Annotated in this window: 22 protein-coding genes; 5 read left to right on the top strand and 17 right to left on the bottom strand. The window is 73.1% G+C overall.

The annotated features are described in order from the left end of the window. Positions 1 to 15 precede the first annotated feature (15 nt). Positions 16 to 1,995 carry a heavy metal translocating P-type ATPase gene (locus GR130_RS15480; RefSeq protein WP_159505276.1) on the bottom strand — a complete coding sequence of 660 codons (1,980 nt, stop codon included), beginning with the start codon at positions 1,993 to 1,995 and terminating at the stop codon, positions 16 to 18. A gap of 109 nt (positions 1,996 to 2,104) precedes the next feature. On the opposite strand from GR130_RS15480, the gene GR130_RS15485 reads away from it, so the two are divergent. Next, on the top strand, positions 2,105 to 2,488 hold the full coding sequence (locus tag GR130_RS15485; RefSeq protein ID WP_159505277.1) for an ArsR/SmtB family transcription factor: 384 nt from the start codon (positions 2,105 to 2,107) through the stop codon (positions 2,486 to 2,488). A gap of 42 nt (positions 2,489 to 2,530) precedes the next feature. Here the strand turns inward: GR130_RS15485 and GR130_RS15490 are convergent, their stop codons facing one another. The 8 genes from GR130_RS15490 to GR130_RS15525 form a co-directional block, all read right to left on the bottom strand. Beyond that, a complete protein-coding gene (locus GR130_RS15490) occupies positions 2,531 to 3,325 on the bottom strand; it encodes a carbon-nitrogen hydrolase family protein (protein WP_159505278.1) in 795 nt (264 codons plus the stop codon). A 232-nt stretch (positions 3,326 to 3,557) separates the two neighbouring features. Further along, on the bottom strand, positions 3,558 to 4,625 hold the full coding sequence (locus GR130_RS15495; protein WP_159505279.1) for an asparaginase: 1,068 nt from the start codon (positions 4,623 to 4,625) through the stop codon (positions 3,558 to 3,560). 73 nt (positions 4,626 to 4,698) lie between these two features. After that, on the bottom strand, positions 4,699 to 6,192 hold the full coding sequence (locus GR130_RS15500; RefSeq protein ID WP_201304895.1) for an amino acid permease: 1,494 nt from the start codon (positions 6,190 to 6,192) through the stop codon (positions 4,699 to 4,701). Continuing rightward, entirely contained in the window at positions 6,189 to 6,926 is a 738-nt protein-coding gene (locus GR130_RS15505) for a FadR/GntR family transcriptional regulator (RefSeq protein ID WP_159505280.1), read from the bottom strand. Before GR130_RS15505 ends, GR130_RS15500 begins: the two co-directional genes overlap by 4 nt. 131 nt (positions 6,927 to 7,057) lie before the next feature. Beyond that, a complete protein-coding gene (locus tag GR130_RS15510) occupies positions 7,058 to 7,654 on the bottom strand; it encodes a GNAT family N-acetyltransferase (protein WP_159505281.1) in 597 nt (198 codons plus the stop codon). Positions 7,655 to 7,743: 89 nt separating this feature from the next. Then, positions 7,744 to 8,271, bottom strand: coding sequence for a DinB family protein (locus GR130_RS15515; RefSeq protein ID WP_159505282.1), 528 nt, complete (start codon positions 8,269 to 8,271; stop codon positions 7,744 to 7,746). Positions 8,272 to 8,406: 135 nt separating this feature from the next. Further along, positions 8,407 to 9,255 (bottom strand): alpha/beta fold hydrolase, encoded by an 849-nt coding sequence (locus GR130_RS15520; protein WP_159505283.1) that lies wholly within the window; start codon positions 9,253 to 9,255, stop codon positions 8,407 to 8,409. Between the two features lie 30 nt (positions 9,256 to 9,285). Beyond that, positions 9,286 to 10,074, bottom strand: a complete 789-nt coding sequence (locus GR130_RS15525) for an alpha/beta fold hydrolase (protein ID WP_159505284.1) — start codon at positions 10,072 to 10,074, stop codon at positions 9,286 to 9,288. A gap of 169 nt (positions 10,075 to 10,243) precedes the next feature. Here GR130_RS15525 and GR130_RS15530 point away from each other — a divergent pair, with 169 nt between their 5' ends. Further along, positions 10,244 to 11,149, top strand: a complete 906-nt coding sequence (locus GR130_RS15530; protein WP_159505285.1) for a LysR family transcriptional regulator — start codon at positions 10,244 to 10,246, stop codon at positions 11,147 to 11,149. 17 nt (positions 11,150 to 11,166) lie between these two features. Here the strand turns inward: GR130_RS15530 and GR130_RS15535 are convergent, their stop codons facing one another. Further along, positions 11,167 to 11,859 (bottom strand): response regulator, encoded by a 693-nt coding sequence (locus tag GR130_RS15535; RefSeq protein ID WP_159505286.1) that lies wholly within the window; start codon positions 11,857 to 11,859, stop codon positions 11,167 to 11,169. Next, positions 11,856 to 13,520: a sensor histidine kinase gene (locus GR130_RS15540; RefSeq protein ID WP_159505287.1), complete on the bottom strand. Its 1,665-nt coding sequence runs from the start codon at positions 13,518 to 13,520 to the stop codon at positions 11,856 to 11,858. The genes GR130_RS15535 and GR130_RS15540 overlap by 4 nt, the downstream gene beginning before the upstream one ends. Positions 13,521 to 13,747: 227 nt before the next feature. Between GR130_RS15540 and GR130_RS15545 the strand changes: the two genes are divergently transcribed. From GR130_RS15545 to GR130_RS15555, 3 genes are read left to right on the top strand one after another with little or no spacing between them, the layout of a single operon-like run. Continuing rightward, positions 13,748 to 14,563 (top strand): ABC transporter ATP-binding protein, encoded by an 816-nt coding sequence (locus GR130_RS15545; RefSeq protein ID WP_159505288.1) that lies wholly within the window; start codon positions 13,748 to 13,750, stop codon positions 14,561 to 14,563. Continuing rightward, entirely contained in the window at positions 14,553 to 15,428 is an 876-nt protein-coding gene (locus tag GR130_RS15550; RefSeq protein ID WP_159505289.1) for an ABC transporter permease, read from the top strand. Before GR130_RS15545 ends, GR130_RS15550 begins: the two co-directional genes overlap by 11 nt. A 56-nt stretch (positions 15,429 to 15,484) precedes the next feature. Then, positions 15,485 to 16,519 (top strand): ABC transporter substrate-binding protein, encoded by a 1,035-nt coding sequence (locus GR130_RS15555; protein ID WP_159505290.1) that lies wholly within the window; start codon positions 15,485 to 15,487, stop codon positions 16,517 to 16,519. An 83-nt stretch (positions 16,520 to 16,602) separates the two neighbouring features. Here the strand turns inward: GR130_RS15555 and GR130_RS15560 are convergent, their stop codons facing one another. The 6 genes from GR130_RS15560 to GR130_RS15585 all read right to left on the bottom strand — a co-directional run bounded on the left by GR130_RS15560 (position 16,603) and on the right by GR130_RS15585 (position 25,314). Further along, a complete protein-coding gene (locus tag GR130_RS15560) occupies positions 16,603 to 17,595 on the bottom strand; it encodes a hypothetical protein (RefSeq protein WP_236573039.1) in 993 nt (330 codons plus the stop codon). Further along, positions 17,592 to 18,662 (bottom strand): trypsin-like serine peptidase, encoded by a 1,071-nt coding sequence (locus GR130_RS15565; RefSeq protein ID WP_159505291.1) that lies wholly within the window; start codon positions 18,660 to 18,662, stop codon positions 17,592 to 17,594. The genes GR130_RS15560 and GR130_RS15565 overlap by 4 nt, the downstream gene beginning before the upstream one ends. 131 nt (positions 18,663 to 18,793) lie before the next feature. Further along, positions 18,794 to 19,936, bottom strand: coding sequence for a trypsin-like peptidase domain-containing protein (locus GR130_RS15570; RefSeq protein ID WP_159505292.1), 1,143 nt, complete (start codon positions 19,934 to 19,936; stop codon positions 18,794 to 18,796). Further along, entirely contained in the window at positions 19,933 to 23,073 is a 3,141-nt protein-coding gene (locus GR130_RS15575; protein ID WP_159505293.1) for an AAA family ATPase, read from the bottom strand. Before GR130_RS15575 ends, GR130_RS15570 begins: the two co-directional genes overlap by 4 nt. Continuing rightward, positions 23,054 to 24,190, bottom strand: coding sequence for a hypothetical protein (locus tag GR130_RS15580; RefSeq protein ID WP_159505294.1), 1,137 nt, complete (start codon positions 24,188 to 24,190; stop codon positions 23,054 to 23,056). Before GR130_RS15580 ends, GR130_RS15575 begins: the two co-directional genes overlap by 20 nt. Positions 24,191 to 24,279: 89 nt before the next feature. Beyond that, positions 24,280 to 25,314: an alpha/beta fold hydrolase gene (locus GR130_RS15585; protein ID WP_159505295.1), complete on the bottom strand. Its 1,035-nt coding sequence runs from the start codon at positions 25,312 to 25,314 to the stop codon at positions 24,280 to 24,282. Between the last annotated feature and the right edge of the window lie 152 nt (positions 25,315 to 25,466).

The following is a 25,466-nucleotide window of genomic DNA, read 5'->3' on the forward strand; positions in this document are numbered from 1 at the left end:
CCGCCGGCCCCCGCCTCATCCGGCGGTGCGGCCGGCGGCCCGCCGCCACGCCGCCTCGCGCAGCAGCCGCAGCCCGTTGAGCCCCACGATCACCGTCGAGCCCTCGTGCCCGAGGACGCCCAGCGGCAGCGGCAGCCGCCCGGCCAGGTCCCACAGCACCAGCCCCGAGATGAACACCGACGCGATGACGAGGTTCTGCACGACCAGCCGGCGCGCCGCCCGCGACAGCGTCATCACCGCCGGGACGGTGGCCAGTTCGTCGCGCACGATCACCGCGTCCGCGGTCTCCAGCGCCAGATCCGACCCGGCCCGCCCCATCGCGACTCCGGTGTGCGCGGCGGCCAGCGCCGGGGCGTCGTTCACCCCGTCGCCCACCATCAGCACCTTGTGCCCGGCCCGCTCCTCCTCGCGCACCGCCTCGACCTTGTCCTGCGGCAGCAGCCCGGCCCGTACGTCCGCGATCCCGGCCTCCTCGGCGAGCCGGGCCGCCGCCCGCGGATTGTCGCCGGTCACCAGCATCGGCGCGCGCCCGGTCAGCTCCCGCAGCGCGGCCACGGTGGCCGCCGCGTCCGGCCGCAGCCGGTCGGCGATCCCCAGCACCCCGGCCGGGACACCGTCCCGCAGCACCAGTACGGCGGTGTGCCCACCCTCCTCCAACTCCCGTACCAGCTCGGTCATTTCGGCGGCCATCGGGGTGTCCTCGGCCAGCAGCCGGGCCGGCGTCCCCACCTCGATCCACGCGCCGTCGACCCGGGCCCGTACGCCGGTACCGGGGGAGGCGGTGAACTCCTCCGCGGCGGGCAGCGCGCAGCCGCGGGACCGGGCGGCGCTCACGATCGCGCGGGCCAGCGGGTGCTCGCTGGGGTGCTCGGCCGCGGCGGCCCAGGTCAGCAGCGCCTCCTCGGACAGCCCGGCGCCGGCCGGCGGCCGGATCGCGGCGACTTGGGGTGTGCCCTCGGTCAGCGTCCCGGTCTTGTCCAGCGCGACGCCGTCCACCTGGCCGAGCCGCTCCATCACCACCGCGGACTTCACCAGCACGCCGTGCCGCCCGGCGTTGGCGATGGCCGACAGCAGTGGCGGCATGGTCGCCAGCACCACCGCGCACGGCGAGGCCACGATCATGAAGGTCATCGCCCGCAGCAGCGCACCGGTCAGCTCCGCCCCGAGCATCAGCGGCACCGCGAACACCGCCAGCGTCACCGCCACGAGGCCGACGGAATACCGCTGCTCGACCTTCTCGATGAACAACTGGGTCGGTGCCTTGGTCTCGGACGCCTCGGCGACCATCGCCACGATCCGCGCGATGACCGAATCGCCGGCATCCCGCTCGACCTTGATCCGCAGCGCGCCCAGCCCGTTCAGCGTGCCGGCGAACACCTCGTCCCCGGGCTCCTTGGCCACCGGCAGGGGCTCCCCGGTGATCGTGGCCTGGTCCACCTCGCTCGTCCCCGCCAGCACCCGGCCGTCCGCGCCGACCCGCTCGCCGGGCCGCACCAGGATCGTGTCGCCCACGACGAGGTCGGCGGTGGCCACCCGGTGCTCCTCGCCGTCGTCGGCCAGCCGGGTCGCCGTGGCGGGCGCGAGGTCCAGCAGGCCGCGTACCGAGTCCTGGGTGCGGGCGGTGGCCAGCGCTTCCAGCGCGCCGGAGGTGGCGAAGATGACGATCAGCAGCGCGCCGTCCATCACCTGGCCGATCGCCGCCGCCCCGAGCGCCGCGACGATCATGAGCAGATCGACGTCCAGCGTCCGGTCCCCGAGGGCCCGCAGCCCCGCCCAGGCCGGTTCCCAACCACCCGTCAGATACGCCACGGTGTACAGCGCACCCCAGGCCCACCCGGGCGCGCCGGTGAGCTGCAGGGCCAGCGCGATCAGGAACGCCACGGTGGCGACCGCCGCCCAGCGGGCCTCGGCCAGTGCGAACACCCGCGTACGCCGCGGGGCCACCGGGCGTGCCTCGGCGGCCCGGGGCGGACGTTCCAGAGTGGCGACAGGCATGGCGGAACAACCCTTCACGTGACGGAAGCGGACGGCCTCACCACCGTACAGGAACGAATGAACAACTCTTCATCCATCCTCTTCGGGATCGCTCTTTAGGATGGCTGCCATGGGCCACGGAATTGATGACACCAGCAGCGCCACCACCCGCGAACGCCTGGACGCCGTGGGGGCCGCCGATGTCGCCGCCACCCTCCAGGCCCTCTCCACCCCCTCCCGGCTGCGCATCCTCGCCCGTCTCCAGGAAGGCCCCTGCGCGGTCGGCGACCTCGCCGCCGCCGTCGGTATGGAGCAGTCCGCCTGCTCCCATCAGCTCCGGCTGCTGCGCAACCTCGGCCTGGTCACCGGCGAACGCAACGGCCGCTCGATCGTCTACGCCCTCTACGACCACCACGTCGCCGAACTCCTCGACCAGGCCCTCCACCACATCGAGCACCTGCGCCTCGGGCTGCGTGACGCCCCGTCAGTCACCGTGGAATCCTCGGCGAAGTGACCCGCCGCACCCACCCGGCCGCCTGACGCGGCGGCCCGGCGTCTACAGCCTGCGGTTGTCCAGTACGGCCACGGCGCGCCGCACCCGCCCGGTCTCCTCCGGGTCCACCTCCGCGACCAGCAGCCCGGGCGCCGCGTCCAGCCGCGCCCGCACGGTCCCGTCGGGCCCCACCAGCGCACTGTGCCCGACACCGGTCGGGGCCTTGGTGGCCACCTCGGGGTCGGCGTCCTGGTCCGGAGCGGCCTGCCCCACCGCCGCCAGCCACACCGTCGCGTCCAGCGCGCGGGCCCGCACCAGCAGCTCCCACTGCGCGCGCTTCCCCGGCCCGGCTCCCCACGACGCGGGCAGTACGCTCACCGTCGCGCCGGCGTCCGCATGTGCCCGGAAGAGCTCCGGGAAGCGCACGTCGTAGCAGGTCGCCAGGCCCACCCGGACCCCGTCGACGTCGATGGTCACCACCCGCTCGCCCGCCGCGACGGTGTCGGACTCCCGGAACCCGAAGGCGTCGTAGAGATGGATCTTGTCGTAGGACTCCTCCACCCCGGGCCCCGTGGCCAGCAGGGTATTGGCCACCCGGCCGCCGGGCGCCGGGGTGAACATCCCCACCACGACCGTCACCCCGGTCTCCCGGGCGACCGCCCGCACGCCCTCGGCCCACGGCCCGTCCAGCGGCTCGGCCACCAGTCCGGGCGGCACCCCGACGCGCGCCATGGACGCCTCGGGCAGCACCGCCAGCCGCGCGCCCTCGGCGGCGGCCCGGCGCACCAGGTCCACAACCTGCGCGAGGTTCTCCTTCGGGTCGGTCGAGGCGGTCATCTGGCACAGCGCGATACGCATACGGCTCTCTCTCCTGTCGTACGGAACGCGTACAGAACTCGTACGGAACTTATGCGGATGTCGTGCGGGGCGGCGCGGTGGTACCGGTCGGTCGTCGTCTTACGCCGTCATACGTCATCATCCGCCGTCCCCGCCTCCTGCGGCTGCCGGTATTTCGGCTCGCCCTTCTTCCGCCGGGTGAAACCCCTCGACGCGCTGGCGGCCCGGCGAGAGAGGTGGTCCGGGCCCGGTGTCAGGCGGCCGGTCCGGGGGCGGCCGGGGTGGCCAGGGCGCCCGCCGCCCGCAGGGTGCCGACCCGTACACCGCCGCCGAGGACCGGGGCGGTGGCGAAGGGGGCGAGAAGGCCGGGGTCGATGCCGCAGCGGGCCAGGGCCGCCGCGGTGACCGGCATCCGGGCCCGGTCGGCGCCGTCGGCGATCTTCACACCGACCGCCCGGCCGTCCGGCAGCGCGGCGACCTGCACGCCCTCGAAGCCGTCCTTGGCGAGCAGACCGGGCAGCGCGCGGACCAGCCGGGCGACATCCCGGTCGGCGCCGGAGACCATCTCGGGGTGCCTGCGCATGGCGTGCGCGACCCGGCCCTCGGGGGTGTCCGGGGCCGCCGTCGCCAGCCGGGCGACGGCCCGGGCCAGGCCGTGCAGCGAGACGGAGAACAGCGGGGCGCCGCAGCCGTCGACGGTGATGCGGGCGATGCCCTGGCCGGTGAACTCCTCGACGGTCGTGGCGAGTTCCCGCTGGAGGGGGTGCCCGGCGTCGAGGTAGGTGTCCAGCCGCCAGCCCCGGGTGCGCGCCGTGTACAGCATGGCGGCGTGCTTGCCCGAGCAGTTCTGGGCGAGCCGGCTGGGGCCCAGGCCGCGCCCGAGCCAGTCGTCCCGTGCGGCGGCGCCGTAGGGGAGGTCCGGGACGTTGCGGAGGTCGTCCTCGGTCAGCCGGGCGGTGTGCAGGATGCGCCGGGCGGTGGCCAGATGCCGTTCCTCGCCGGAGTGGCTGGCCGCCGTCAGGGCCAGCGCCTCGTCGTCCAGCGGCGGCAGGCCGGCGCGCAGCAGACCGACCGCCTGGAGGGGCTTGAGCGCCGAGCGGGGGTAGAACGCGGCCTCGATGTCGCCGAGTTGGAAGTCCACACTGCCGTCCGCCGCCAGGACGACGACCGAGCCGTGGTGGACGCCCTCGACGAGGCCGCCGCGCTCCACGTGGGCGACGGGGGCGTGGGCCGGTATGCGGAGGGCGGGCGGATCGCCTGCCGGGTGGCGGGCCGGGGTGGTGCCCGCGGTGCTGCCGGTGGTGCTCTGACGTGTGATCATGCTCGGTCTTCGGTGCTCTCTGTGCGGTCGGTGCTGCGCGCCCCAGCGGCGCTCGCGCGGCGGTTCCCGTCGGCTAACTGCCCTTGCTCTCCTGGACGTCGGCGTGCCTGGCCGCCGCGCCGTCCCGTACGGTGCCGACCCGGCCGCGGACCAGGTACCAGCCGCCGACCAGGAGGGCCGCGATCACCGGCAGGGAGAGGATCGTGGTGCGGCCGGCGCCGCCGTCGGCGTACATCAGGACCAGTACCAGGGCGAGGAAGGCCAGCGTCACCAGCTCGGTCCAGGGCGAGCCGGGGAGCCGGTAGGCGGGGCGGGACAGCCGGCCCGCCCGCGTCTTCCGCCAGAAGAGCAGATGACAGATCATGATCATGGCCCAGGTGCTGAGGATGCCGATCGCCGCGAAGTTCAGCACGATCTCGAACGCCTTGCTCGGCACGAGGTAGTTGAGGCCCACGCCCAGGACGCAGACGCCCGACGTGAGCAGGATCCCGCCGTACGGCACCTGGCTGCGGCTCATCACGCCGGTGAACCGCGGCGCGGATCCGGACATCGCCATCGAGCGCAGGATCCGCCCGGTCGAGTAGAGCCCGGAGTTGAGGCTGGACATCGCGGCGGTCAGCACGACGAGGTTCATGACCCCGCCTGCGGCCGGGACCCCGACGTGGGAGAGCACGGTGACGAACGGGCTCTGGTTCGCCGAGTACGCGTCCCACGGCAGCAGCATCGACAGCAGGACCACCGAGCCGACGTAGAACAGCGCGACCCGCCACATGATCGAGTTGATCGCCCGCGGCATGATCTTCTCCGGCTCCGCGGTCTCGCCCGCCGTGACGCCGACCAGCTCGACCGAGGCGTAGGCGAAGACCACGCCCTGGATCACCAGCAGCATCGCCAGCGTTCCGGTCGGGAAGACGCCGCCGTGGTCGGCGATCAGCGCGGGGCCGGGGTGGTGGCCGTCGACCGGGTGCTGGGTGACCAGCAGGAAGATGCCGATGAGCATGAAGACGACCAGCGCCCCGACCTTGATGATCGCGAACCAGAACTCCAGCTCGCCGAAGATCCTCACCGAGATCAGGTTCACCGTCAGCACGACCCCGAGCGCGATCAGCGCGATCACCCACTGCGGGATGTCGGAGAACATGCTCCAGTAGTGCGTGTAGGTCGCCACCGCCGTGATGTCGGCGATCCCGGTCGTCGCCCAGTTCAGGAAGTACATCCAGCCCGCGACGAACGCCCCCTTCTCGCCGAGGAACTCCCGCGCGTAGGAGACGAAGGCCCCGGACGACGGCCGGTGCAGCACCAGCTCGCCCAGGGCCCGTACGACGAGGAAGGCGAAGAAGCCGCAGAGCGCGTACGCCACGGCCAGCGACGGCCCGGCGTCCGCGAGCCGGCCGCCCGCGCCGAGGAACAGCCCGGTGCCGATCGCGCCGCCGATGGCGATCATGTTGACGTGCCGTGACGTCAGCGACTTGCGGTATCCGGCGTCACCGGCGTCGACATGTGCGGCCGGTGCCGGCTGCCCGGCCCTCTCCTGCGGGTCGGCCTGCTGCAGGGATTGCTCGCTCACCCGTGGTCCTCGTCTTCCGTGGCAGGGGCCGTGCGGTCTGCCGGCCGCACGATGGTCGTCAGCGTCGACTCGACGCGTGCGAGGTGGTGCTCCATGGCTTCGACGGCGTCGTGCTCGGACTGGTCGACGAGCGCCTCGACGATCGCCCGGTGCTCCCGGTTCGACTGGTCGCGCCGGCCGCCGACGTCGTTGAGGAACGCCGACTGGCGGGCCAGGGCGTCCCGGATCTCCTCGATCACCCGGCGGAAGACCGGGTTCCGCGCCGCCTCGGCGACCGCGAGATGGAAGAGCGTGTCCATGGCGACCCAGGCGGTGGTGTCGGTCTCCCGCTCCATCCGCTCCAGGAGATGTGTGAGGTGGTCGAGATCCTCCGGCGTACGGCGGACCGCCGCGTACCCGGCCACCGGGATCTCGACATGGCGGCGGACCTCCAGCAGGTGGCTGGCCGCGTAGTCGCCGAAGGTCGGGTCGGCCACCGCACCGTCCGAGACGACGAACGTGCCCTTGCCGGTGCGCGAGACCGTGAGCCCCATCGTCTGGAGCGCGCGCAGCGCCTCGCGCAGCACGGGTCTGCTCACCTCCAGCCGCCGGCACAGTTCGGCCTCCGAGGGGAGCTTGTCGCCGACGGCGTACTCGCCTCGCTCGATGGCGCCGCGCAGATGGGTCAGGACCGCTTCCATCGCGCTCACACGCCGGGGGATGTCGCCAGCTGTCTGGCTGTCTGACAGGTTCACCCGGGGATCGTCGGACGGGGGCGGGGGAGCTGTCAAGGGTTCCGACGTGACCGCTTCACCCGGAGTGGCGCGGGTGTTCACGTGGGGCGGGCACCGGGCCCGCCGCTGCCCGCGGCGGGCCCGGCCGGCCGTTACGAGTCCGCCGCGGGGCGGTGGCCCTCCGTGCGCAGGTCCAGCATGCAGAACACCTTGTCCCAGCGCTGCTCGCCGACCGCGACGAAGCCGGGGATCCGGCCGTACTCGCGAAAGCCCAGCGACCGATAGAGGCGCAGCGCCCGTGTGTTGTCGGCGCGGGCGTCCAGGGTGAGGACCTCGATGCCCGCCTCTCCGGCGTCGGCGATCAGGGCGGTGGCCAGCGACCGGCCGACGCCGCGGCGGTGCGCGCCGCCGGCGACCGCGAGCTTCACCAGGTCCGCGTGCGGGCGATTGGTCTCCTGGGCGTAGCGCAGCCAGTAGCCCAAACCGATCAGCCGCCGGCCGACGTACGCGGCGCGGAGCGCCCCGTCCCCGGTCCGCGCCGCGGCGAGGACCCGGGCGACCAGCTCGGCCACCTCCTCCGGCGCGGGCGGATCGACCCAGCCGAGCGGCGCCCCGTCGCGGACCAGGTCCGACAGGATGCGGTGCGCCAACTCGGGAAAGGGGGCGGCGAGTTCGGGGTCGGCCGTGAGTTCGCGGGCATCGAGGATCCGGGGTTCGGTGCCCGCGTCGGCGGTGGTGGCGGTCGTCATGAGCGGAGCGTAGGGCGCGCGGGCTCGCGGTGTGCGGCGGTGTCGGCCGGAGGGGCGTCGGATCCCCGCCACGGGTCCCCGGCCGCGGCTCAGGCGCCCGTGACGCCGTCGATGCGTTCCCGGAGCAGGTCGGCGTGGCCGTTGTGGCGGGCGTACTCCTCGATCATGTGGACCAGGATCCAGCGCAGGGAGACCCCCTGGTCGCCGAGGTAGCGGGCCTCCTCCTCGGGTGGCGAGCCGGAGTCGTCCAGGGAGGCGCCGGCGATCAGCTCGCGGCCCCGCGCCACCTCCGCGCGCCAGGTCGCCAGGGCTTCCTCGATGCCGCGGTCCGCCGCGAGCGCAAAGCCGTCCCCGCCGCCGTCCTCGTACACCTGCGGCACGGCACGGCCGGCGAAGATCCGCTGGAACCAGTTGCGTTCCACCTCCGCCAGATGCTGGACCAGGCCCAGCAGCGTCATCGGCGACGGCGCCACCGAGGCGACCCGCAGCCGGTCGTCGTCGAGCCCCGCGCACTTCAGCGCGAGCGTCTCGCGGTGGAAGTCCAACCAGCTCTCCAGCATGATGCGTTCATCCGCGTGCGGGGGCGGGACGGGGCGCCCGTCCGGTGTCGTTCTCATGCCCGCCACCCTCGCACGGGCCACTGACAGACACCAGGCACCTCCGCGCGGCGAGGTGGCCCGGAGCCTGTCCGATGGGCCCGGCCGTGACCAGTCAGGACAGGCTCCAGGGCCGCCGACGGCGCCCGCGGGACGTCACGCCGCTGCCGCCGGGTCCGCCATCGGCCGCTCGGCCGCCGGCTGTTCCGTGAGGAAGGCGGTGATCCGGGCCACGAAACCGTCCGGGTCCTCGACGGGCGCCCCGTGCCCGGCGTCGATCTCCTGGTAGCGGCTGTGGGCGATCCCGGCCAGCAGTTCCCGCTGCTGAGCGGCGTCGATCGCCCGGTCGTGGGCGCTGGCCAGTACCAGCGTCGGTGCCGTGACGGAGGCGAGCAGCGGGCGCAGGTCCACGGCCAGGTCCACCGCGATCTGCCGGTCGGTACCGGGGGCCGGCCCGGTGGCGAGCGCCCGGACCAGCTCCTCGTAGGCGGCGGTGTCCGTGCGGTCCCAGTAGCGGGGGCCGAAGGCCATCAGCGGCAGCATCCGGGCGAACAGCGAGGTGCCGTGCTCCGCGTCGGCGCGCAGGAGGTCGAGCCAGTACGTGAACTCGGCGCGCATCCGGGTGTCCGTGTGGGCCCAGCCGGCGTGCAGTACCAGGGAGCTGACCCGCGCGGGGTGACTGCCCGCGAGGTGGGTGGCGATCGCGGCGCCGAGCGAGTGGCCGACCAGGTGGAAGGTCTCCAGCCCGGCGTGGTCGGCGGCGGCCAGGACCTCGTCGGCGAGGTCCGCGAGTGTGAGCGGGCCGCCGTGATCCGTGGTGCCGCCCGAGCCCGAGTAGTCGGGCGCGACCACGGTGAAGCGGTCGGCGACCGCCTCGGTCAGCGGCAGCCACTGCTCGCGGGTGGCGGCGGTGCCGTGCACCAGCACCAGGCCGGGTCCGGTTCCGGTGCGGTCGTAGTCGACGAGGGCGTCGCCGCCGCTGATGCGTACGCGGGTGGTGGGCATGGGGTGATCTCCTGTGCGGGCGGGAGGTGTTCAGGCGGTGGTGCGGGCGGCGGGCGCCATCCCGTTGAGTGCGGTGCGCAGCGCGGCGTTGAAGGCGGCGGGGCGTTCCTGGTGCGGCATGTGGCCGGCGCCGGGGATGACCGAGACATCGGCGCCGGGTGTGAGCGCGGCACAGGTCCGGGGCACCTCCAGCGGGATCGCGGAGTCCAGCTCGCCGTGGAGGTAGTGGATCGGCACCTTCAGCCCGGGCAGGGTCGGGCGCGGGTCGTAGTCGCCGGCGGTGGCCTGGTGCTCGTCGATGTAGACGCCGGAGTCCAGGATCTGACGGACCGTCCAGTCGATGAGCGCGGGCGCGGTGCCCGGCGCGTACCACCCCGGCACCCAGCCGGCGACCGTACCGGCCCGGTCGCGGCGCAGATCGGCCACCAGCTGCGCCTGCTGCCGGGCCGAGGGCCAGTAACCCGGCGCACCCACCGGGACCACGCCGCCGATCAACTCCGGGCGTCGCACCCCCAGTTCGATGGCGAAGGCGCCGCCGACCGACGAGCCGACGACCACCGGACGCTCCAGCCGCAGTGCGCCGATCAGCACTACCAGGTCGCTGGCCACCCCGGCGATGGTGTTGCCGCGGGCCGGCCGGGCCGACCGCCCGCAGCCCCGCCAGTCCACGGTGACCACCCGGTGGTCACCGGCGAACTCGGGCAGCTGCGCGCCCCAGGTGCGCCCGCTGGTCCCCCAGCCGTGCACGAACAGCAGCGCCGGGCCGGTCCCCTCGTCCTCGTAGTGGAGCGTGGTGTCGTTGACGTCCAGACAGGGCATGCGCTTCCTCCCCTTCCTCTGCTTCCTCGCCTGCCGCAGGGCCTCGCCTGCGCCGATGCCTCCACCCAACCGCGATCGCGGTGTCCGACCAACGGGCGATCCGCGCCTACACTGATCGCGAGCAGTGATCGATGAGTGATCGACAGGGGGTCACGGCGATCGGGGGGCCATGGAGATCCGTCAGCTGCGCTACTTCCTCACCGTGGCGGAGGAACTGCACTTCGGCCGCGCCGCCGAGCGGCTGCACATCGTGCAGTCCGCGGTGAGCCAGCAACTCCGCCGGCTGGAGCGCGAACTGGGCACCGAGCTGTTCACCCGCTCCACCCGCACCGTCCGGCTCACCGAGGCCGGCAGCCGGCTGCTCCCGTACGCCAGGGAGATGCTCACCCTCCAGGCGCGCGCCCGGGAAGCCCTCGACGAGCTGCGCGCCGAACAGGCCGCGACGGTGCGTCTGGGCACCAGCTCCGGCCTCGGCGCGCGGCTGGACGCGGTACTCGCCGCCTTCGCCCGGCTCGCCGACCACGCCCAGCTGGAACTCGTCTCCGGCAGCACCGAGGAACGCCTCCGGCAGGTGCGCTCCGGTGAGCTGGACGCGACCCTGCTGCGCGGCGAACGGGACGATGCCGGGCTGGAGTTCCTGCCGCTGTGGCAGGACGCGCTGATGGCGGCGCTGCCCGCCCGCCACGAACTCGCCGCACACGAGACCGTCGAGCTGGCCCGGCTCGCCGGGCTGCCGCTGCGGCTGTCGCCGCACTCCCGCAACCCCGCCCTGCACGACCTGGTCATGCGCTCCTGCCGGCAGGCCGGCTACGAGCCCGTGGCGGGGCCGGAGTTCACCAACGCCCAGGACACCCTGGCCGCGATCGGGTACGGCAAGCCGTCCTGGACGGTGTTCTACGCCCCGCACGCCGTTCAACTGCCGGTGCCCGGCGTGGTGTTCCGCCCGCTGTGCGATCCCGTCCCCAGGATGCGGAGCTATCTCGCGGTACGGCCCGACCCGCCGGGGGCAGGACTGCGCGCGCTGATCGAGGCGTGCCACGCCGCCGCGGAGGCGGGCCCGGGGCAGCCGGGCTGAGCGGGCGCCCGCCTCCCTCAGCCGGCCCGCGACCGGGCATACAGGTGCTCGGGCCGCCCGGTGTCGCCGTACTTGAGGGTCAGCCGGATGCGGCCGGTGCGTTCCAGGTGCTTGAGGTAGCGCTGGGCGGTGGAGCGGCTGACCCCGGCGCGCTCGGCGACGTCCTGGGCGGAGAGCGGGAGCCCGGCCTCGTCCAGGATCCGGCGGATCAGGTCGACGGTCGCCGCGGAGTGGCCCTTGGGCAGCTCGGAGTGCGGGGACCCGGGGGTCCGCAGGGCCGCGAAGATCCGGTCCACCTGTTCCTGCCCGGCCTCGCCGTCACCGCTCACGCCCTCGACGGTGCGGCGCAGCGCGGCATAGCCGTCCAGTTTGGCGCGCAGCCCCGAGAACCCGAAGGGCTTGACCAGGTATTGCAGTGCGCCGTACCGCATCGCGGCCTGCACGGTGGCCACGTCGCGGGCCGCGGTCACCATGATCACGTCGGTGTGGTGGCCCAGCTGCCGCAGCCGCCGCACCAGGGCCAGACCCGTCTCGTCCGGCAAGTAGTGGTCGAGCAGCACCAGATCGACCGGGGTGCGCTCCAACGTGGCGAGCGCCTGGGCCGCCGTATGGGCCCGGCCGGCGACGCGGAAGCCGGGCACCTGGGTCACATACGCGGCATTGATCTCCGCGACGCGGAAGTCGTCGTCCACGACAAGGACATCGATCATGGTGACTCTCCTGTGGCGGTGAGCTGACGGGAGGCGGCAGGGGAGGGGGCGTGCTCCCGGGTGAGCCGCTCGGGCGCGAGCGCTTCGGGCAGCACGACGGTGAAGACCGCCCCGCCGCCCGCGCGGGCGGTCACCCGGGCCATCCCGCCGTAGCGCTCGGACAGTCGGCGCACCAGGGCGAGGCCGATGCCCCGGCCCCGGGAGGAGACGGTGGCGCTCTTCGTGGACCAGCCCTCGGCGAAGATCCGCTCGCGCCTGTCGGGCGGCACCCCGGGCCCGGTGTCGCTGACCCGCAGGACCGCGGTGGTGCCTTCGGGGCGCAGCTCCACCTCGATGAAGGGCTCGGCGCAGCGGCGCTCCGCGGTGGCGTCCAGCGCGTTGTCGATCAGATTGCCCAGGACGGTCACCAGGTCGCGCGGGTCGACCACCGCGTCGGGCAGCAGCGTCGCCGGGGAGATCCGCAGCGCCACACCGCGCTCGGCGGCGATCGCCGCCTTGCCGACCAGCAGCGCGGACAGCAACGGGTCGTGCACCCGCTCGGCGATCTGCTCCGCGGACGCCCGGTGCTCGCTGGCGACCTCCGCGACGAACTCCACCGCCGTGTCGTACCGCCCCAGTTCGAGCAGTCCGCGGAGCGTGTGCAACTGGTTGGCGTGCTCGTGGTCCTGGGCCCGCAGCGCGTCCAGCAGGCCCTGGGTGCTGTCCAGTTCCCGGCCCAGCAGCTCCAGTTCGGTGCGGTCGCGCAGGGTCACCACGGCCCCGCCGTCGCGGGTCGGCACGCGGTTGGCGACCAGCACCCGCCCGCCGCTGACGGCCAGCAGATCGCTGCCGTCCACCCGTCCCGCCAGGACGTCCGTGGTGCGCCCCGGCGGCAGCACCTCGTCCAGGGCGCGGCCCGCGGTGCCCGCGTCGAGCCCGAGCAGCCGTCCGGCCTCGTCGTTGACCAGCCGGATCCGGCCCTTCCGGTCGAAGGCGACCACGCCCTCCCGGATGCCGTGCAGCATCGCCTCGCGCTCGGCCAGCAGCGCGGAGATGTCGGCGGTGGCGACCCCGTGCGTACGGCGGCGCAGACTGCGGGCGACCCCCACCGCGGCCAGCACGCCGACCGCGAGCGCGACTCCCGCGTAGCGCAGCAGCCCGGGGATGGTGCCCAGCAGCAGCCCGTGCACGCTGTCGTAGGCGATCCCGACCGAGACCGCGCCGACGATCCGGCCGCCGGCGTCGCGCAGCGGCACCTTCGCGCGCGCCGAGCGGCCCAGCGTGCCGGTGTCGATCTGGCGGACCTCGCGGCCGGCCAGGGTCCGGCTGGGGTCGGTGGAGACGTGGTGGCCGATCTCGGCGGTGTTGGTGTGCGACCAGCGCACCCCGTGGGTGTCCATCACCACGACGTACAGCGCCCCGGTGGACCGGCGGATCCGTTCCGCGGTGGACTGCACCGGGCCGTGCGGCGCCGGTGCGGAGGCGACCAGGTTGCGGGCCAGTTCCGGGTCCGCGGCGGCGGTCTGGGCGATGGCCTGCGCCCGGCGCATCGCCTGGTCGTCCAGTACATGGCTGAACGGGGCGAGGAACAGGCCGGTGGCCAGCACCATCACCCCCGTCGTGATGGCCAGTTGCGTGATCAGGACCTGTGCGAAGACGCGACGGGGCCAGTGGATCCGCATGCGGTCCCCCTTGTCTCGGCGGCCCTGCGCAGCTTTGCGGAACCGACTCTTTCCGTTGATCTCCGATGAACGCAACGTAAGCCGCCGCGGCCCTGCTGCCCACCCTCTGTCGAACCTTTGTTGTTCTAGCGTGAGCAAAATGGGCACAACAGGGTTTGCGCGCAGAAAGACCGCTTGCGCCCACAAGGCTGCCGCAGCGGCCCGGCTCGCTCCTAGCCTCCCGCTCCATGAACAGCCACACGAGCCCCGCCATCGAGCTGCGGGGGGCGAGCAAGACCTTCCGCACCCCCTCGGGCGGACTGCACACCGCCGTCCGGGACCTGGACCTGACCGTCGAACGCGGCGAGTTCGTCGCCGTGGTCGGCCCCACCGGTTGCGGTAAGTCGACGACCCTGACCCTGGTCAGCGGATTGGAAGAGCCCACCGAAGGCGATGTCCTGGTCGCCGGTGAACCGGTCCGCGGCATCGGCGACAAGGTCGGCTTCGTCTTCCAGCAGGACGCCGTCTTCCCCTGGCGCACCGTGCTGTCCAACGTGATGGCCGGCCCGCGCTTCCGCGGCGTCCCCAAGGCCGTGGCCAGGGAGCGGGCCCGTGAATGGCTCGCCCGGGTCGGCCTCGCCGCCTTCGAGGACCGCTACCCCCACCAGCTCTCCGGCGGCCAGCGCAAGCGCGTCGCCCTCGCCGCGACCTTCGTCAACGACCCCGAGATCCTGCTCATGGACGAGCCGTTCTCCGCGCTCGACGTCCAGACCCGGGCCCTGATGTCGGACGAACTCCTGGACCTGTGGTCCGGAACCGGCGCCTCCGTCGTCTTCGTCACCCACGACCTCGAAGAGTCCATCGCCCTCGCCGACAAGGTCGTCGTCATGACCGCGGGACCGGCGACCGTCAAGGAGGTCTTCGCCATCGACCTGCCGCGCCCCCGCCGGGTCGAGTCGGTGCGGCTGGAGCCGCGGTTCATCGAGATCTACCGGGAGATCTGGTCCTCGCTCGGCGAAGAGGTCCGCATCACCCGCGAAAGGGGTGCCGCCCATGCCGCCTGAGACCGCCACCGCACCGGCCGCCCACGGCAGGGCCGGCGCCGCCGGATCCCGTACGCACGCCAGGGCCCGGGCCGCCCGGAACCACCGGATCCTCGTCCACGGCACCCGGGTACTGCTCCTCGTGGGGTTGCTCGGCCTCTGGGAGTGGCTGGCCCGCGCCGCCGTCATCGACCCCTTCAACTTCTCGATGCCGTCGAAGATCTGGGACCAGATCACCCAGTGGGCGCTCGACGGCACCCCGCAGGGCCCCCTCGTGGAGCAGATCTGGTACACGCTCTACGAGGCGCTGCTCGGCTGGGTCATCGGCGTCCTCGGGGGTGTCCTCCTCGGCATCGCGCTCGGCCGGATCCGCTTCCTGGCCGACGTGCTCGGCCCCTACATCAAGGTCCTCAACGCGCTGCCGCGGATCGTCCTGGCCCCGATCTTCATCATCGGGCTCGGTCTCGGACCCGCCTCGAAGGTCGCCTCCGCCGTCGTCCTGGTCTTCTTCCCGGTGTTCTTCAACGCCTTCCAGGGAGCCCGCGAGGTCGACCGCAACCTCGTCGCCAACTCCCGGATCCTGGGCGCCAGCAACCGCCAGGTCACCCTCCAGGTCGTCATCCCCTCCGCCACCTCCTGGATCTTCACCAGCCTGCACGTCAGCTTCGGCTTCGCCCTGATCGGCGCCATCGTCGGCGAGTACCTCGGCGCGACGAAGGGCCTGGGCCTGCTCGTCTCGGCCTCCCAGGGCACCTTCAACGCCGCCGGCGTCTACGCGGCCATGGTCATCCTCGCCGTCGTCGCCCTGCTCGCCGAAGGGGTGCTGGCCTTCCTCGAAAAGCGGCTCTTCCGCTGGAAGCCGGCCGACCCCGGCGAGGCCCGCTGACCGCGCCGCGGCCCGCCGACCCTCCCGCCCATCCGCCCCCTCACAAGGACGTGTCCATGCGCACCCAGCTCAAGCTCTCCGCCGCGGTGGCCGCCGCCGCGCTCGCCCTCACCGGCCTGACCGCCTGCGGCGGCGGCTCCTCCCCGGATGCCTCCGCGGACGCCAAGGACGGCAAGCTCAAGATCATGGTGGGCGGCCTCGACAAGGTCATCTACCTCCCCGCCCGGCTCACCCAGCAGCTCGGCTACTTCAAGGCCGAGGGCCTCGACGTCACCCTGCTCACCGAACCGGCCGGCGTCCAGGCCACCACCTCCCTGCTCTCCGGCGACGTCCAGGGCGTCGTCGGCTTCTACGACCACACCCTCGACCTCCAGGCGAAGAACAAGCAGGTCGAATCGGTGGTCCAGCTGGCGCAGACCCCCGGCGAGGTGGAGTTGGTCGCCGACAAGGCCGCCGGCGACATCACCTCCCCCAAGGACTTCAAGGGCAAGACGCTCGGCGTCACCGGCCTCGGCTCGTCCACCGACTTCCTCACCAAGTACCTGGCGGTCAAGAACGGCGTCAAGACAGAGGACTTCCACACGGTCGGGGTCGGCGCCGGGCAGACCTTCCTCGCCGCCTTCCAACAGGGCTCCATCCAGGGCGGAATGACCACCGACCCGACCGTGGCGCAGGTCCTCGACAAGAACCTCGGCAAGGTGCTCGTCGACATGCGCACCCCTGAAGGCTCCCGGCAGGCGCTCGACGGCCTCTACCCCTCCTCCAGCCTCTACATGAGCACGGACTGGGTGAACAGCCACAAGGACACCGTCCAGAAGCTCGCCAACGCCTTCGTCAGGACCCTCAGGTGGATGTCCGTCCACACACCCGAGGAGATCGCCGCGAAGATGCCCGCCGACTACGCGCAGGGCGGCAAGGAGCTCTACGCCAAGGCCATCAAGAACACCCTCCCGATGTTCACCAAGGACGGCGTGATGCCCGCCGACGGCCCCGCGACCGTCGAGCGCGTCCTGAAGTCCTTCAACCCCAACCTCAAGAACGCCTCCATCGACCTGAAGAAGACCTACACCACCGAGTTCGTCAAGAAGTGACCACACGGCGGAGAGCCGCGCCGCGGACGCCGTGACGCCCCTGGGGCCTGTCCGACCCTGACCCACCGGACAGGCTCCAGGGATCAGCTGCGGAACCCCATGTGCACATGATCCCGATGCGTGTCGTCCGAGAAGAACTGGTCGGCCGCTCCCCCCGGCAACTGGAGCGGCCCGCCGACGTTGTACGACCCGGCGGCGGCCGCCGCCCGCATGAACTCCTCGACCAGCGCCCGCGACGTCCCCGGATCGACCACCGCATGCCCGTCGATCCGCCACACGTCGACGGCCCGCCCCCGCGGATGGTCGCTGGGCCGGTCCGTCCCGAACACGTTCAGCGGATGCCCGGACCGCACCACGCTCACGTCGATCCGGTACGTACGGGCCAGGTCCAGCAGTGCCCGCACGACGCTCGCACGGACCTGCCCGCTGCGGATGTCCGCAACCGCCGCCGGCGGCAACCGGATCGACGTCCCCGCGTCCAGCAAACGCTGCGCCTCGGGGCTCAGCGCCGCCGCCGGCGCCCCGGGCTCGGCCGGATGCAGGGCCGCCACCTCCCACCGCGGCCGGGCCTTCCGCAGCCGCACGTCCACCGTCGTCCCGCCGGCCACCACCGCCCCGTCCCCGCGCCGCACCCACTGCCGGCACACCACCAGCACACTCGCCGAGTCCGCCAGAATCCCCCCGTACTGCGCGTCCACCACCTCCAGCACCGCCTGCGCACCCCCGGGCCGGAGCGCCCCCGCCTGATCCACCAGCGTCGGCTCCAGCCCCAGCGCCCCCACCCGCGCCATCGCCGCATCCCGCTCCCCGGCCGGCCAGGACCCGATGGCCTGCACCAGTTCCACGGCCCGCACCTTCACCTCGGGCTGCACATCCCCCGGACTGGGCCGCCAGGCCGGGACCTTCGGGAGCCCGGCGAGCGTGGCGGTCGCAGCGGGGCGCGGCGAGGCGGGCGCGCCGCCCCGGCTTCCGCCCGAGCACCCGGCGACCCCCAGCAGCACCGCGGGCGCCCCCTTGAGGAGCGTCCGCCGGCGGGGGAGCAGGCCGTCCGGACCGCGGTGGTCGGCGATGCTCATACGAAGTTCACCCCTGCCCGCTGCAGCATCGGATCGTCCGCCAACTGCCACAGTGGCACGGCGTAGTTGCCCTGGCCGTACCGGCCGCCGAAGTGGAGGCCCAGGACGCGGTGGTCGGCGAGGTCGATGACGGGGGAGCCGCTGTTGCCGCCCAGGGTGGAGCAGTCGTGGCGCATGACGTTTTCCTCCGGTTCCAGCCCGGTGGTCATGCCGGGCTGAAGTCGTTTGACGTTGTAGACATCCATGAAGATCCGGCGCATGGACTCCGGTTCGTTGCGGCGGCCGTCCCAGGCCGGGTAGCCGACGCAGTACACCGGGTGCCCCGGGAGATCGGCGGGTGCGTCCGCGGCCACCGCCAGGGGGGTGGGGAGCGTGCTGCCGCCGAGGTACGGGGATATCCGCAGGAGGGCCAGGTCGACGTCCTCGTGGATGCCCAGGACCTCGGTCACCTCGTACGAGGGACCGCCGTCCGCCGGGTCGTCGGTGCCGGTGTACTCCTCGCCCATGTCGAGCGCGGCGCCCAGGCCCTGCTGGAAGGTCCAGCCGCCGCCCGCACCCCGCGCGAACTCCGCCGCGACATGGCGGTTGGTCATCACCACGTCCGGGCCGACCAGGAACCCCGTACCGAGCCAGTCCAGGCTGACATGCCCGGAGATCTCCACCCTGCCCACCCGGGCCAGGGTCTCCCGGATCGCGGCCCGGTGGCCGTCGAGCACCGCCCAGTCGCCCTGCTGCGGCGCGAAGTCGTGGTGCTGCACGAGGATGGCGGGCCGCCCTTCGAGCAGGACGATGGCTTCCATGCCGAACGACTCGTCGTCGCTGATCTCGTCGGTGCGTCCCGTGGCGAGCTTCTCCAGGCCGCTGGCGCCCGCCGACAGCACCCGGGTCCGCTCCTGCCGGGCGTACTGCGAGATCTGGTCGGCGGGCAGTTCGTCGGCGGGCAGCCCCACCGAGGATTCGGGGATCTCCCAGGACAGCTGTTCCCGTACCCGCGCCGCCACCGCGCACAGATCCGAGAAGACCCGCTCGGGACCGGTCGCCACCGGTGATCGACTCCGGTTGTGCATCTCGCCCTCCTCCGTCGCGTCGTCGAAGTTGCCGTGTGCCCGTCGGTCAACGGACCGACGGGTCGATGAGTGGTGCGGCCGATGGGGCGCGGCTGGTCGATGGGATGGTCGGTCGGTGAGGGGCAGCCGCATCAGCTCCGTTGTTGCGCCGCGGCGATCTCGGCGTGGAGGTCGGGGCTGTGCGCCGCGAGATGCCGCAGCACGCTGGTCAGCTGCGTGCCGACGTTCACGAACGCCGTCGTACGGCCCTGGAACTCCACGTTCTCCACCCGCCGCGTCCCCCGGTGGAGCGCCACCACCCGCCAGTCGTCGGTCAGTACCGGCGAGCCGGACGAACCGCCGCGGGTGTCGGTGAAGTAGCGGACGTCGTGCTCGTCCGCCTCGTAGACGAGGTTGTTGCGCAGCGCCACCCGCTTCGGCAGGCCGCCCGGGTGCTGGATGATGTTGACGGCCACGAAGTCGCCGTCGGCGAGCGTCAGCGGCCGTTCGGCCAGTTTCAGCGCGGGGCGGGCCGGCGGGTCGGCCAGCCGAAGCACCGCGTAGTCCAACTCCGGGTCGGCGGCGGCGAGTTCGGTGACCGCGGCGTCGGCGGTCGCCTCGTCGGTGTCGGTGTCGGTGTCCGCGTCGTAGTCGAAGCGGGCGCGGGTGTGCCGGGCCTGGAGGCGCAGGTCGTCGGGGTCGGCGAGCGGGCGTTGACCGCCCGTCCCGGTACGGGCGTTGACCACATGATGGTTGGTGATCAGAAGGTCCGGCGCGATGAGCCAGCCGGTCCCGGCGTGCGGGAAGCCGTTCGGCTGGAGCGGGGCGCCGCTCTGATACGGCGGGACCTTGAGGCGGGCGACCGCCGCCGCGGCCAGGTCGCCGCCGCGGAGGAACCCGATGGGGACGGTGTCGTCCCGGTGGACGATCGCCTCCTTGATCTCCGGGGCCGCCCGCCCGGCCAGCACGTCCGGCTCGCCGCCGGCCTGCCGCGCCACCTCGTCCAGGGCGCCCTGGAACGTCGCGAGGGCCGCCGCCTCGGTGGTCTGCGCCACGGCGTTGCGCAGCCAGATCTCCAGGGGCACGGAGCCGTCCACCAGCCGCTCGACCCGGTTCATCTGGTTGAGGTCCGAGTGCAGTTGGTGCCCGGGGGCGGCCAGCACCGGGAGCGTGCCGCGGTAGCGGGTCATGATGCCGTCGAAGAGCAGCGGGCGCAGGGCGGGGTCGCCCAGGCCGGTCTCCAGCGCGGTGTCCCGCAGCCGGAGAACGGCGTCCGCCGGGAGATACGCCGTCATGATGGGCCACCGGGCCCTGCCGGGCCGCTTCCCTTCTCGTACCCGCTCCCGTACCCGGCCCGTTCCGCCGGGTGCGGCGCGGCCGGCTCCGGCCGGTCCCGCGCCTCCCGCCGCGCCGCGGCCTCCGACGCCGTCCGCCCATGGGTCCCCACGCCCATCGCCGCGGCCACGCCCGCCACGATCTCGCCGCTCCGGTCGGAGACCGCCAGCAGCCGCCGGGCGAGCGAGGTGAGGGTGCCGCGGTCGCGCGCCACCCGCAGGATGTCGCTGATCCGGGCCGGGCCGTGGTGCGCGGGCGCCGCGCCCTGGCCCGCGGCCCCGGCGGCCTGGCCCGGCCCCGCCGCATCGTGCAGGATCCCCATCACGGCGCCCAGCAGTCCGGGCTGACGGCGCGTCGCCCGGCACATCGCCGCGCCCAGGGTGTCCAGCGTCTCGTCGTCCGTCGGCAGCCCGACGACCTCCAGCGCATGGTCCAGGGCGCCCGGGTCCTGACCGTAGATCTGCGAGGCCACGGCCCGCACGAGCACCGGCTGATCGGCCAGCACCGCGTCGGGCAACTCCCTCAGCTGTGTGGCGAGTTGATGGCCCGCCTGGGCTCCGGAGTCCTCGCCGGCGCCGGACGGCAGCCGGGCCCGTGCCAGCCGTGCGCCCATCGCCTCCAGATCCTCCCCGAAGCCGACCGCCACCTCCTCCGCCGCCCGCAGCTGCCGGTCGGCGCACGCCAGGTCGCCGGCCTCCTCGGCCAGCCGCGCCGAGAGCAGCAGCAGCTCCAGCCGCCGCTTCGGGCAGCCGCCCCGCTCGGCCTGCGCGATGGCCTCGGTGACGGCGCCGCGCGCCTCCCCGCGCTGCCCGAGCCGGTTCAGGGCCTCGACCATCAGGGCGTGCAGCGGGCTGCACGGCGTCCAGGGCCGCCGCTGCCCCAGCCGTACCAGCGCCGCCTGGGCGTAGCCCTGTGCCAGCAGGTCCTCCACCTCGCGCGCCGCGATCCGCTCCCAGTCCTCCTGGTCGGCGCCCGCGGCCACCCGGTCCGGCGCCCCGCCGCCGAGCCGCGCCGTCAGCAGCCCCGCGGCCCTGGGGGACATGTCCTGCTGCGCCCCGGCCAGCAGCCGCTCGACGCCGGGCAGCCACCGCTCCTCCACCGACCGGGGGTTCTCGTCCAGCCGCAGCCGGTGGTAGATTTCCTCGGCCCGTGCCTCCAGCCCGTCCCGCGCCGCGTAGTGCTCCACCGCGCGCCGCTCGACCGCCCGGATCACCTCCGTACGGTCCCCGGCCGGCAGCCGGAGCATGATCGCCCGTACGTCGCCGCGGTAGCGCACCGCTTCCGGCCGGGCCGGCTCCACCATGTCCAGCCGGCTCAGCTCGCCGAACAGCCGGCGTGCCTCGTCCATCGATGGCACCCGCAGTCCGCAGGGTTCGGCCAGTACGTCCTTGATGATCTCCGGGGTGATGACCCGCAGCGCCAGGCCCGGATAGGCGAGCCGGCGGATGTCCTCGTTGGCGATATGGCTGAGGATCCGGTCGTAGAGGATGCCCTGGACGAGCATCTGGTCGACACGCCGGAACACCTCCTCGCGGCGGGCCGGCAGACTGCGGATCAGGTCGCCGGTCTGCTCGGTCTCGCTGCCGGCGAGCGCGGCGGCCCGCGCGGCGAGCCGCAGGCTGAGCGGATGGCCGCCGACCCGCTCGGCCAACGCCGCGGCCACGTCGGGGTCGTTGACGCCCAGCGACCGCAGGAGGGCGACGGCAGCCGGCGGGTCCAGCTCGCACAGCCGGATCTCCAGGGACGTGACCCTGCGCGCCGGATGATCGACCGGTGCCCGGCCGGAGACGATCAACCGCAGCCGTGGATAGACACGCTGGAGCGACATGCAGATCGCCCACATCCGGCCCAGCACCGGCGATCCGCGGTACTGCGCCTCCTCGAAGGAGTCGACGGCCAGCACGAACGGCGGATCCGGCCGGCCCTCCGCGGTCACCGCCCGCACCAGGACGTCGGCCACCCGCCGGATCAGATCGGTCTCCCGCTCGGTGGCCAGCGCGTGGAACTCCTCCGACGAACTGCGCCCCAGCACCCGGGTGGTGGCCAGCTGATGCAGCTGGGCCACCCGTTCCTGCTCCTCCCGCTGGCTGCACGCCGCCTGCTGGCACTCGTCCGCCAGCGCGTCCAGCTCGGCACGGAACTCCGGGTACTGGACGCCGAGTTGCCGGGCCGCCTCGGCGATCAGCGTCACCGGCTCCTGGATGGACAGGGTGGGCCGCTCGAAGTCGATGTAGGCGAACGGAAAGGCGGCGGTGTCCGCGGCCGGGAACCCGTGGGCCGGATCCGGCACGGCGTCCAGCAGGAACTTGGCGAGCAGGGTGCTCTTGCCCATCCCGCCGGGACCGTGGATGACCAGCGGCGGCGACGGCGCCGCGTGCGCGCCCGTACTGAGCAGCTGCCCGGCCAGCTCCTCGCCGGCCGCCGCGTCCCCGGGCGGTATGCCGACAAAGGCGCGCAGCTGGTCGAGTTCCCGGCCGCGGCCCTGGAACGGCGCCCGCATCAGGCGTTCCAGCGGATCGAGCAGCCGGGCCCGCTCCAGCGCGTTCTGCAGCTCGCCGGCGTCGGGCAGTCCCGCAACGCCCGGCACCCGCGACAGCCACAGCACTGCCTGGAGGGTGTCGGCCAGCTCCTCGACCGACAGGTGTGCCCTCCGGTGGGCCGTCGCGGACAGATCGCCGTTCAGGAACGCCAGGCAGACGGCCTCCGGCCCGCCGGGCTCGTCGGGGAACTGCTCGCGGTTGGCTGCCAGGGCCAGCCGGGCCGCCTGCGGCCCGGCCATCCCACGCAGCGCCGCTTCCCGGATCTCGGACTTGAGCGACCACTCGGCGCGCCCGGCGGCCCCCAAGGTGGTGCAGTCGTCGAGGAGTTCCAGCACGGCACCCCCGGTCGGGCCGTCCTCACCGGGCAGCCGCAGCCGCAGTGGATCGAAGTGGGACAGCAGGCAGGCGGCCTCCCGATAGGCCCGGCGCGTGTCCGTCACGGCCGGCGGCGACGGCTCGCCCGTCCGCAGTTCCTGCCGCAGCCGGGCGCCGAACACTTCCCGTACGTCGGCCGAGGACGGACCCGGGAGGTGGGGCTCAGAGGGTTTGGTAGACACGGATCGCCTTCTCCGCCGCCGTACAGATCTTCCGCATATAGCTGTCGCCGTCGCCGCTGCCGTCCCGCACCTCCGAATCGTGGAGCACCGCGTCCACCGCCTCGTCCACCAGACCGGCGATGACGGATTCGTCGGGCTGCGCCGTATCGCTGAGCCGGGGCGGCGATTCATGGAAGTACTGGTCGAAGAAGCTGTGCAGATCCTGGCGTTCGACCACCCGCGCGGTGTCCCAGCACAGACTTCCCCGCAGGTCGTAGGGGAGTTGGTACATCGAGCGGCCGTATCCAAGGAGGACGAGCCGGGGCGCCTGGTCGCCGCGCACGGCGGCGTGCTCGTAAATCGCCATCGCCAGCTGGCCGATGAAGTCCCAGACGTCGGAGCGGGGGTCGAGCTTGTCGCATTCGTCGAGGACCAGCCAGTAGTGCTCGTCGGCGGCGGTCGCCTGCCCGACCACCCAGTGCACCGCGTCGTCGATCGCCGGGAGCAGGTCGTTGAGCCGGGTGGGGTCGAACGGCTGGCTTGCGGCCCGCGGATCGGCGAGGAAGGCGGCCAGCCGCCGGATGACCTGCGAGGCGGTGGAGGTGCGCGACAGGACGACGCGGACCGGACGGAATCCGCGGTGCTGCGCGATATGGCGCAGAAAGGTGTAGGTGTACGACCGGCCGCTGTCCGGATCGCCGTCCACCGCCAGGACGAACTTTTCCTGGTCGTCGACGAACCGGCGCAGCGTCTCCCGCAGTTCCTGCCGGTCGATGAACGCCTCGGTGCCGTTCTTCAGGACGCAGGTACGGAAGGTGTCCCGCCGTGTGTGGATCTCCAGGTCCTCCTGCAGGCGGCGGAGGAATTCCTGGGCGGTGGTGATTTCGGGCAGTGCGGACAGCCGGTCGAGGCGGTTCACGGCCTCCAGGAGTTCCACCTGCTGCCGGATGTTCCGGCGCGCGGCCTGCACCAGGGAACGGGCGTTTTCCGCGCTGACCGTCGTGATGGGGAGCGCCGCGACGAACTCCTCGGAGAAGCCGTGGTTGAGGAGTTCGGTGCGGGGGTGGTCGGTGTCGAGGAAGAGGTACTGCGTCAACCACGTGGTGACCGCGAACCATTCCGCTTCGTTCAATGGCATGCCACACCTACCCACCCGCCCCTCGGCAGCGCGGGACGGGCCGACTTCTGCACTGCCTCCTCTTTGTCATGTTTCCACCCGGTCTGTGCTCACGCAAGGTGATCGAAGATCCGCTGTACCGGCTCTCTGACCGGCGGTTGCGACAGGTAGGGGCCGATCCCGTGGTGGTTGCCGCTGTCGTTGGTGACCAGCAGATCGGTGATCCGCTCCGGCGGTCCGAACTCCGGCCGCAGGGTGTGGTCGAGCGCCACCAGATCCCGCAGATCCGACGCGTTGCGCCAGGCCAGCACCCCCTCCGGAACCGCGGGCGGGCGGGCCAGCTGGTCCTGCACCTCGGTGATCGCCAGCGGCGACCCCACGGTGACCAGCAGCTCCACCTCCTGCCCCCGCTCCCTCAGCACCTCGTAGGCCACCACGGATCCGAGACTGTGGCCGACGACCACCAGGGGCCCGCCGTCCAGCCCGTCCAGCGCCTTCGCGACCACCCCGCGGATCGCCGGTCCGGCCCCGCCGAAGAAGTACGCATGGACATCCCTGAACGTGTGCCTGGCCAGCTCCCGGAACACCGCGGTACGCACCGGCCGGGGCAGCGGCAGCAGTTCCAGCGGAAGCGCGCCGCCGCCGTCCTCCCCTTCCGCGTCACCGCCGGTCTCGGCGCTGCCCAGGGTCTCGGCCAGATACGTCATGTCCCGCAGCCAGTCGACAAGTGCGCCCTCCGCCACCGCGCGCTCCCCGTCCGGGCCCGCCCGGCCCTCGCCGCCCCGGCCCTCCAGCCCGACGGCGCCGCATTCCCGCCACGCCTCGGAAACGGTGAGCGCCACGAATTCCTCGGGCTCGGCGAATAGTCCGGATTCCGCCGCCCGCCCGGATTCCTTCATTTCCGTCATCGTCTCCGCCGCCGCACCGGCCGATTCCGCGTACGCCACCGGCGCGCCGTCCAGCGGATCCGGCCGGAAATCCGGCAGCGGTTTCTCGTACCGCAGCGCGGCCCAGTACGCCATACGGGACGCCCCGGCCATATCCCTGCCGAAGAGCGCCTGATCCCATTGTGACTTCAGCAATTCCGGGCGCACCTTGTTCCCGATGCCGTGCACATAGACCACGGTGGGCCGCCTGGGGTGCATGCCGCCTCCTGCCGCCGTTCCTCCGCCGCACCCCTTCCCGGCGGTGCGGACGACGCATCGGCACCGCCCCGTAAGCCACTCGAACAGCCGGGCGGCCGGCCGCCCGCGCCGGGAGTCGTGCACACCGCTCTCGCGGAAGCTCCGGAGGGCGC

This window comes from Streptomyces sp. GS7, assembly GCF_009834125.1.
Lineage (GTDB): Bacteria > Actinomycetota > Actinomycetes > Streptomycetales > Streptomycetaceae > Streptomyces.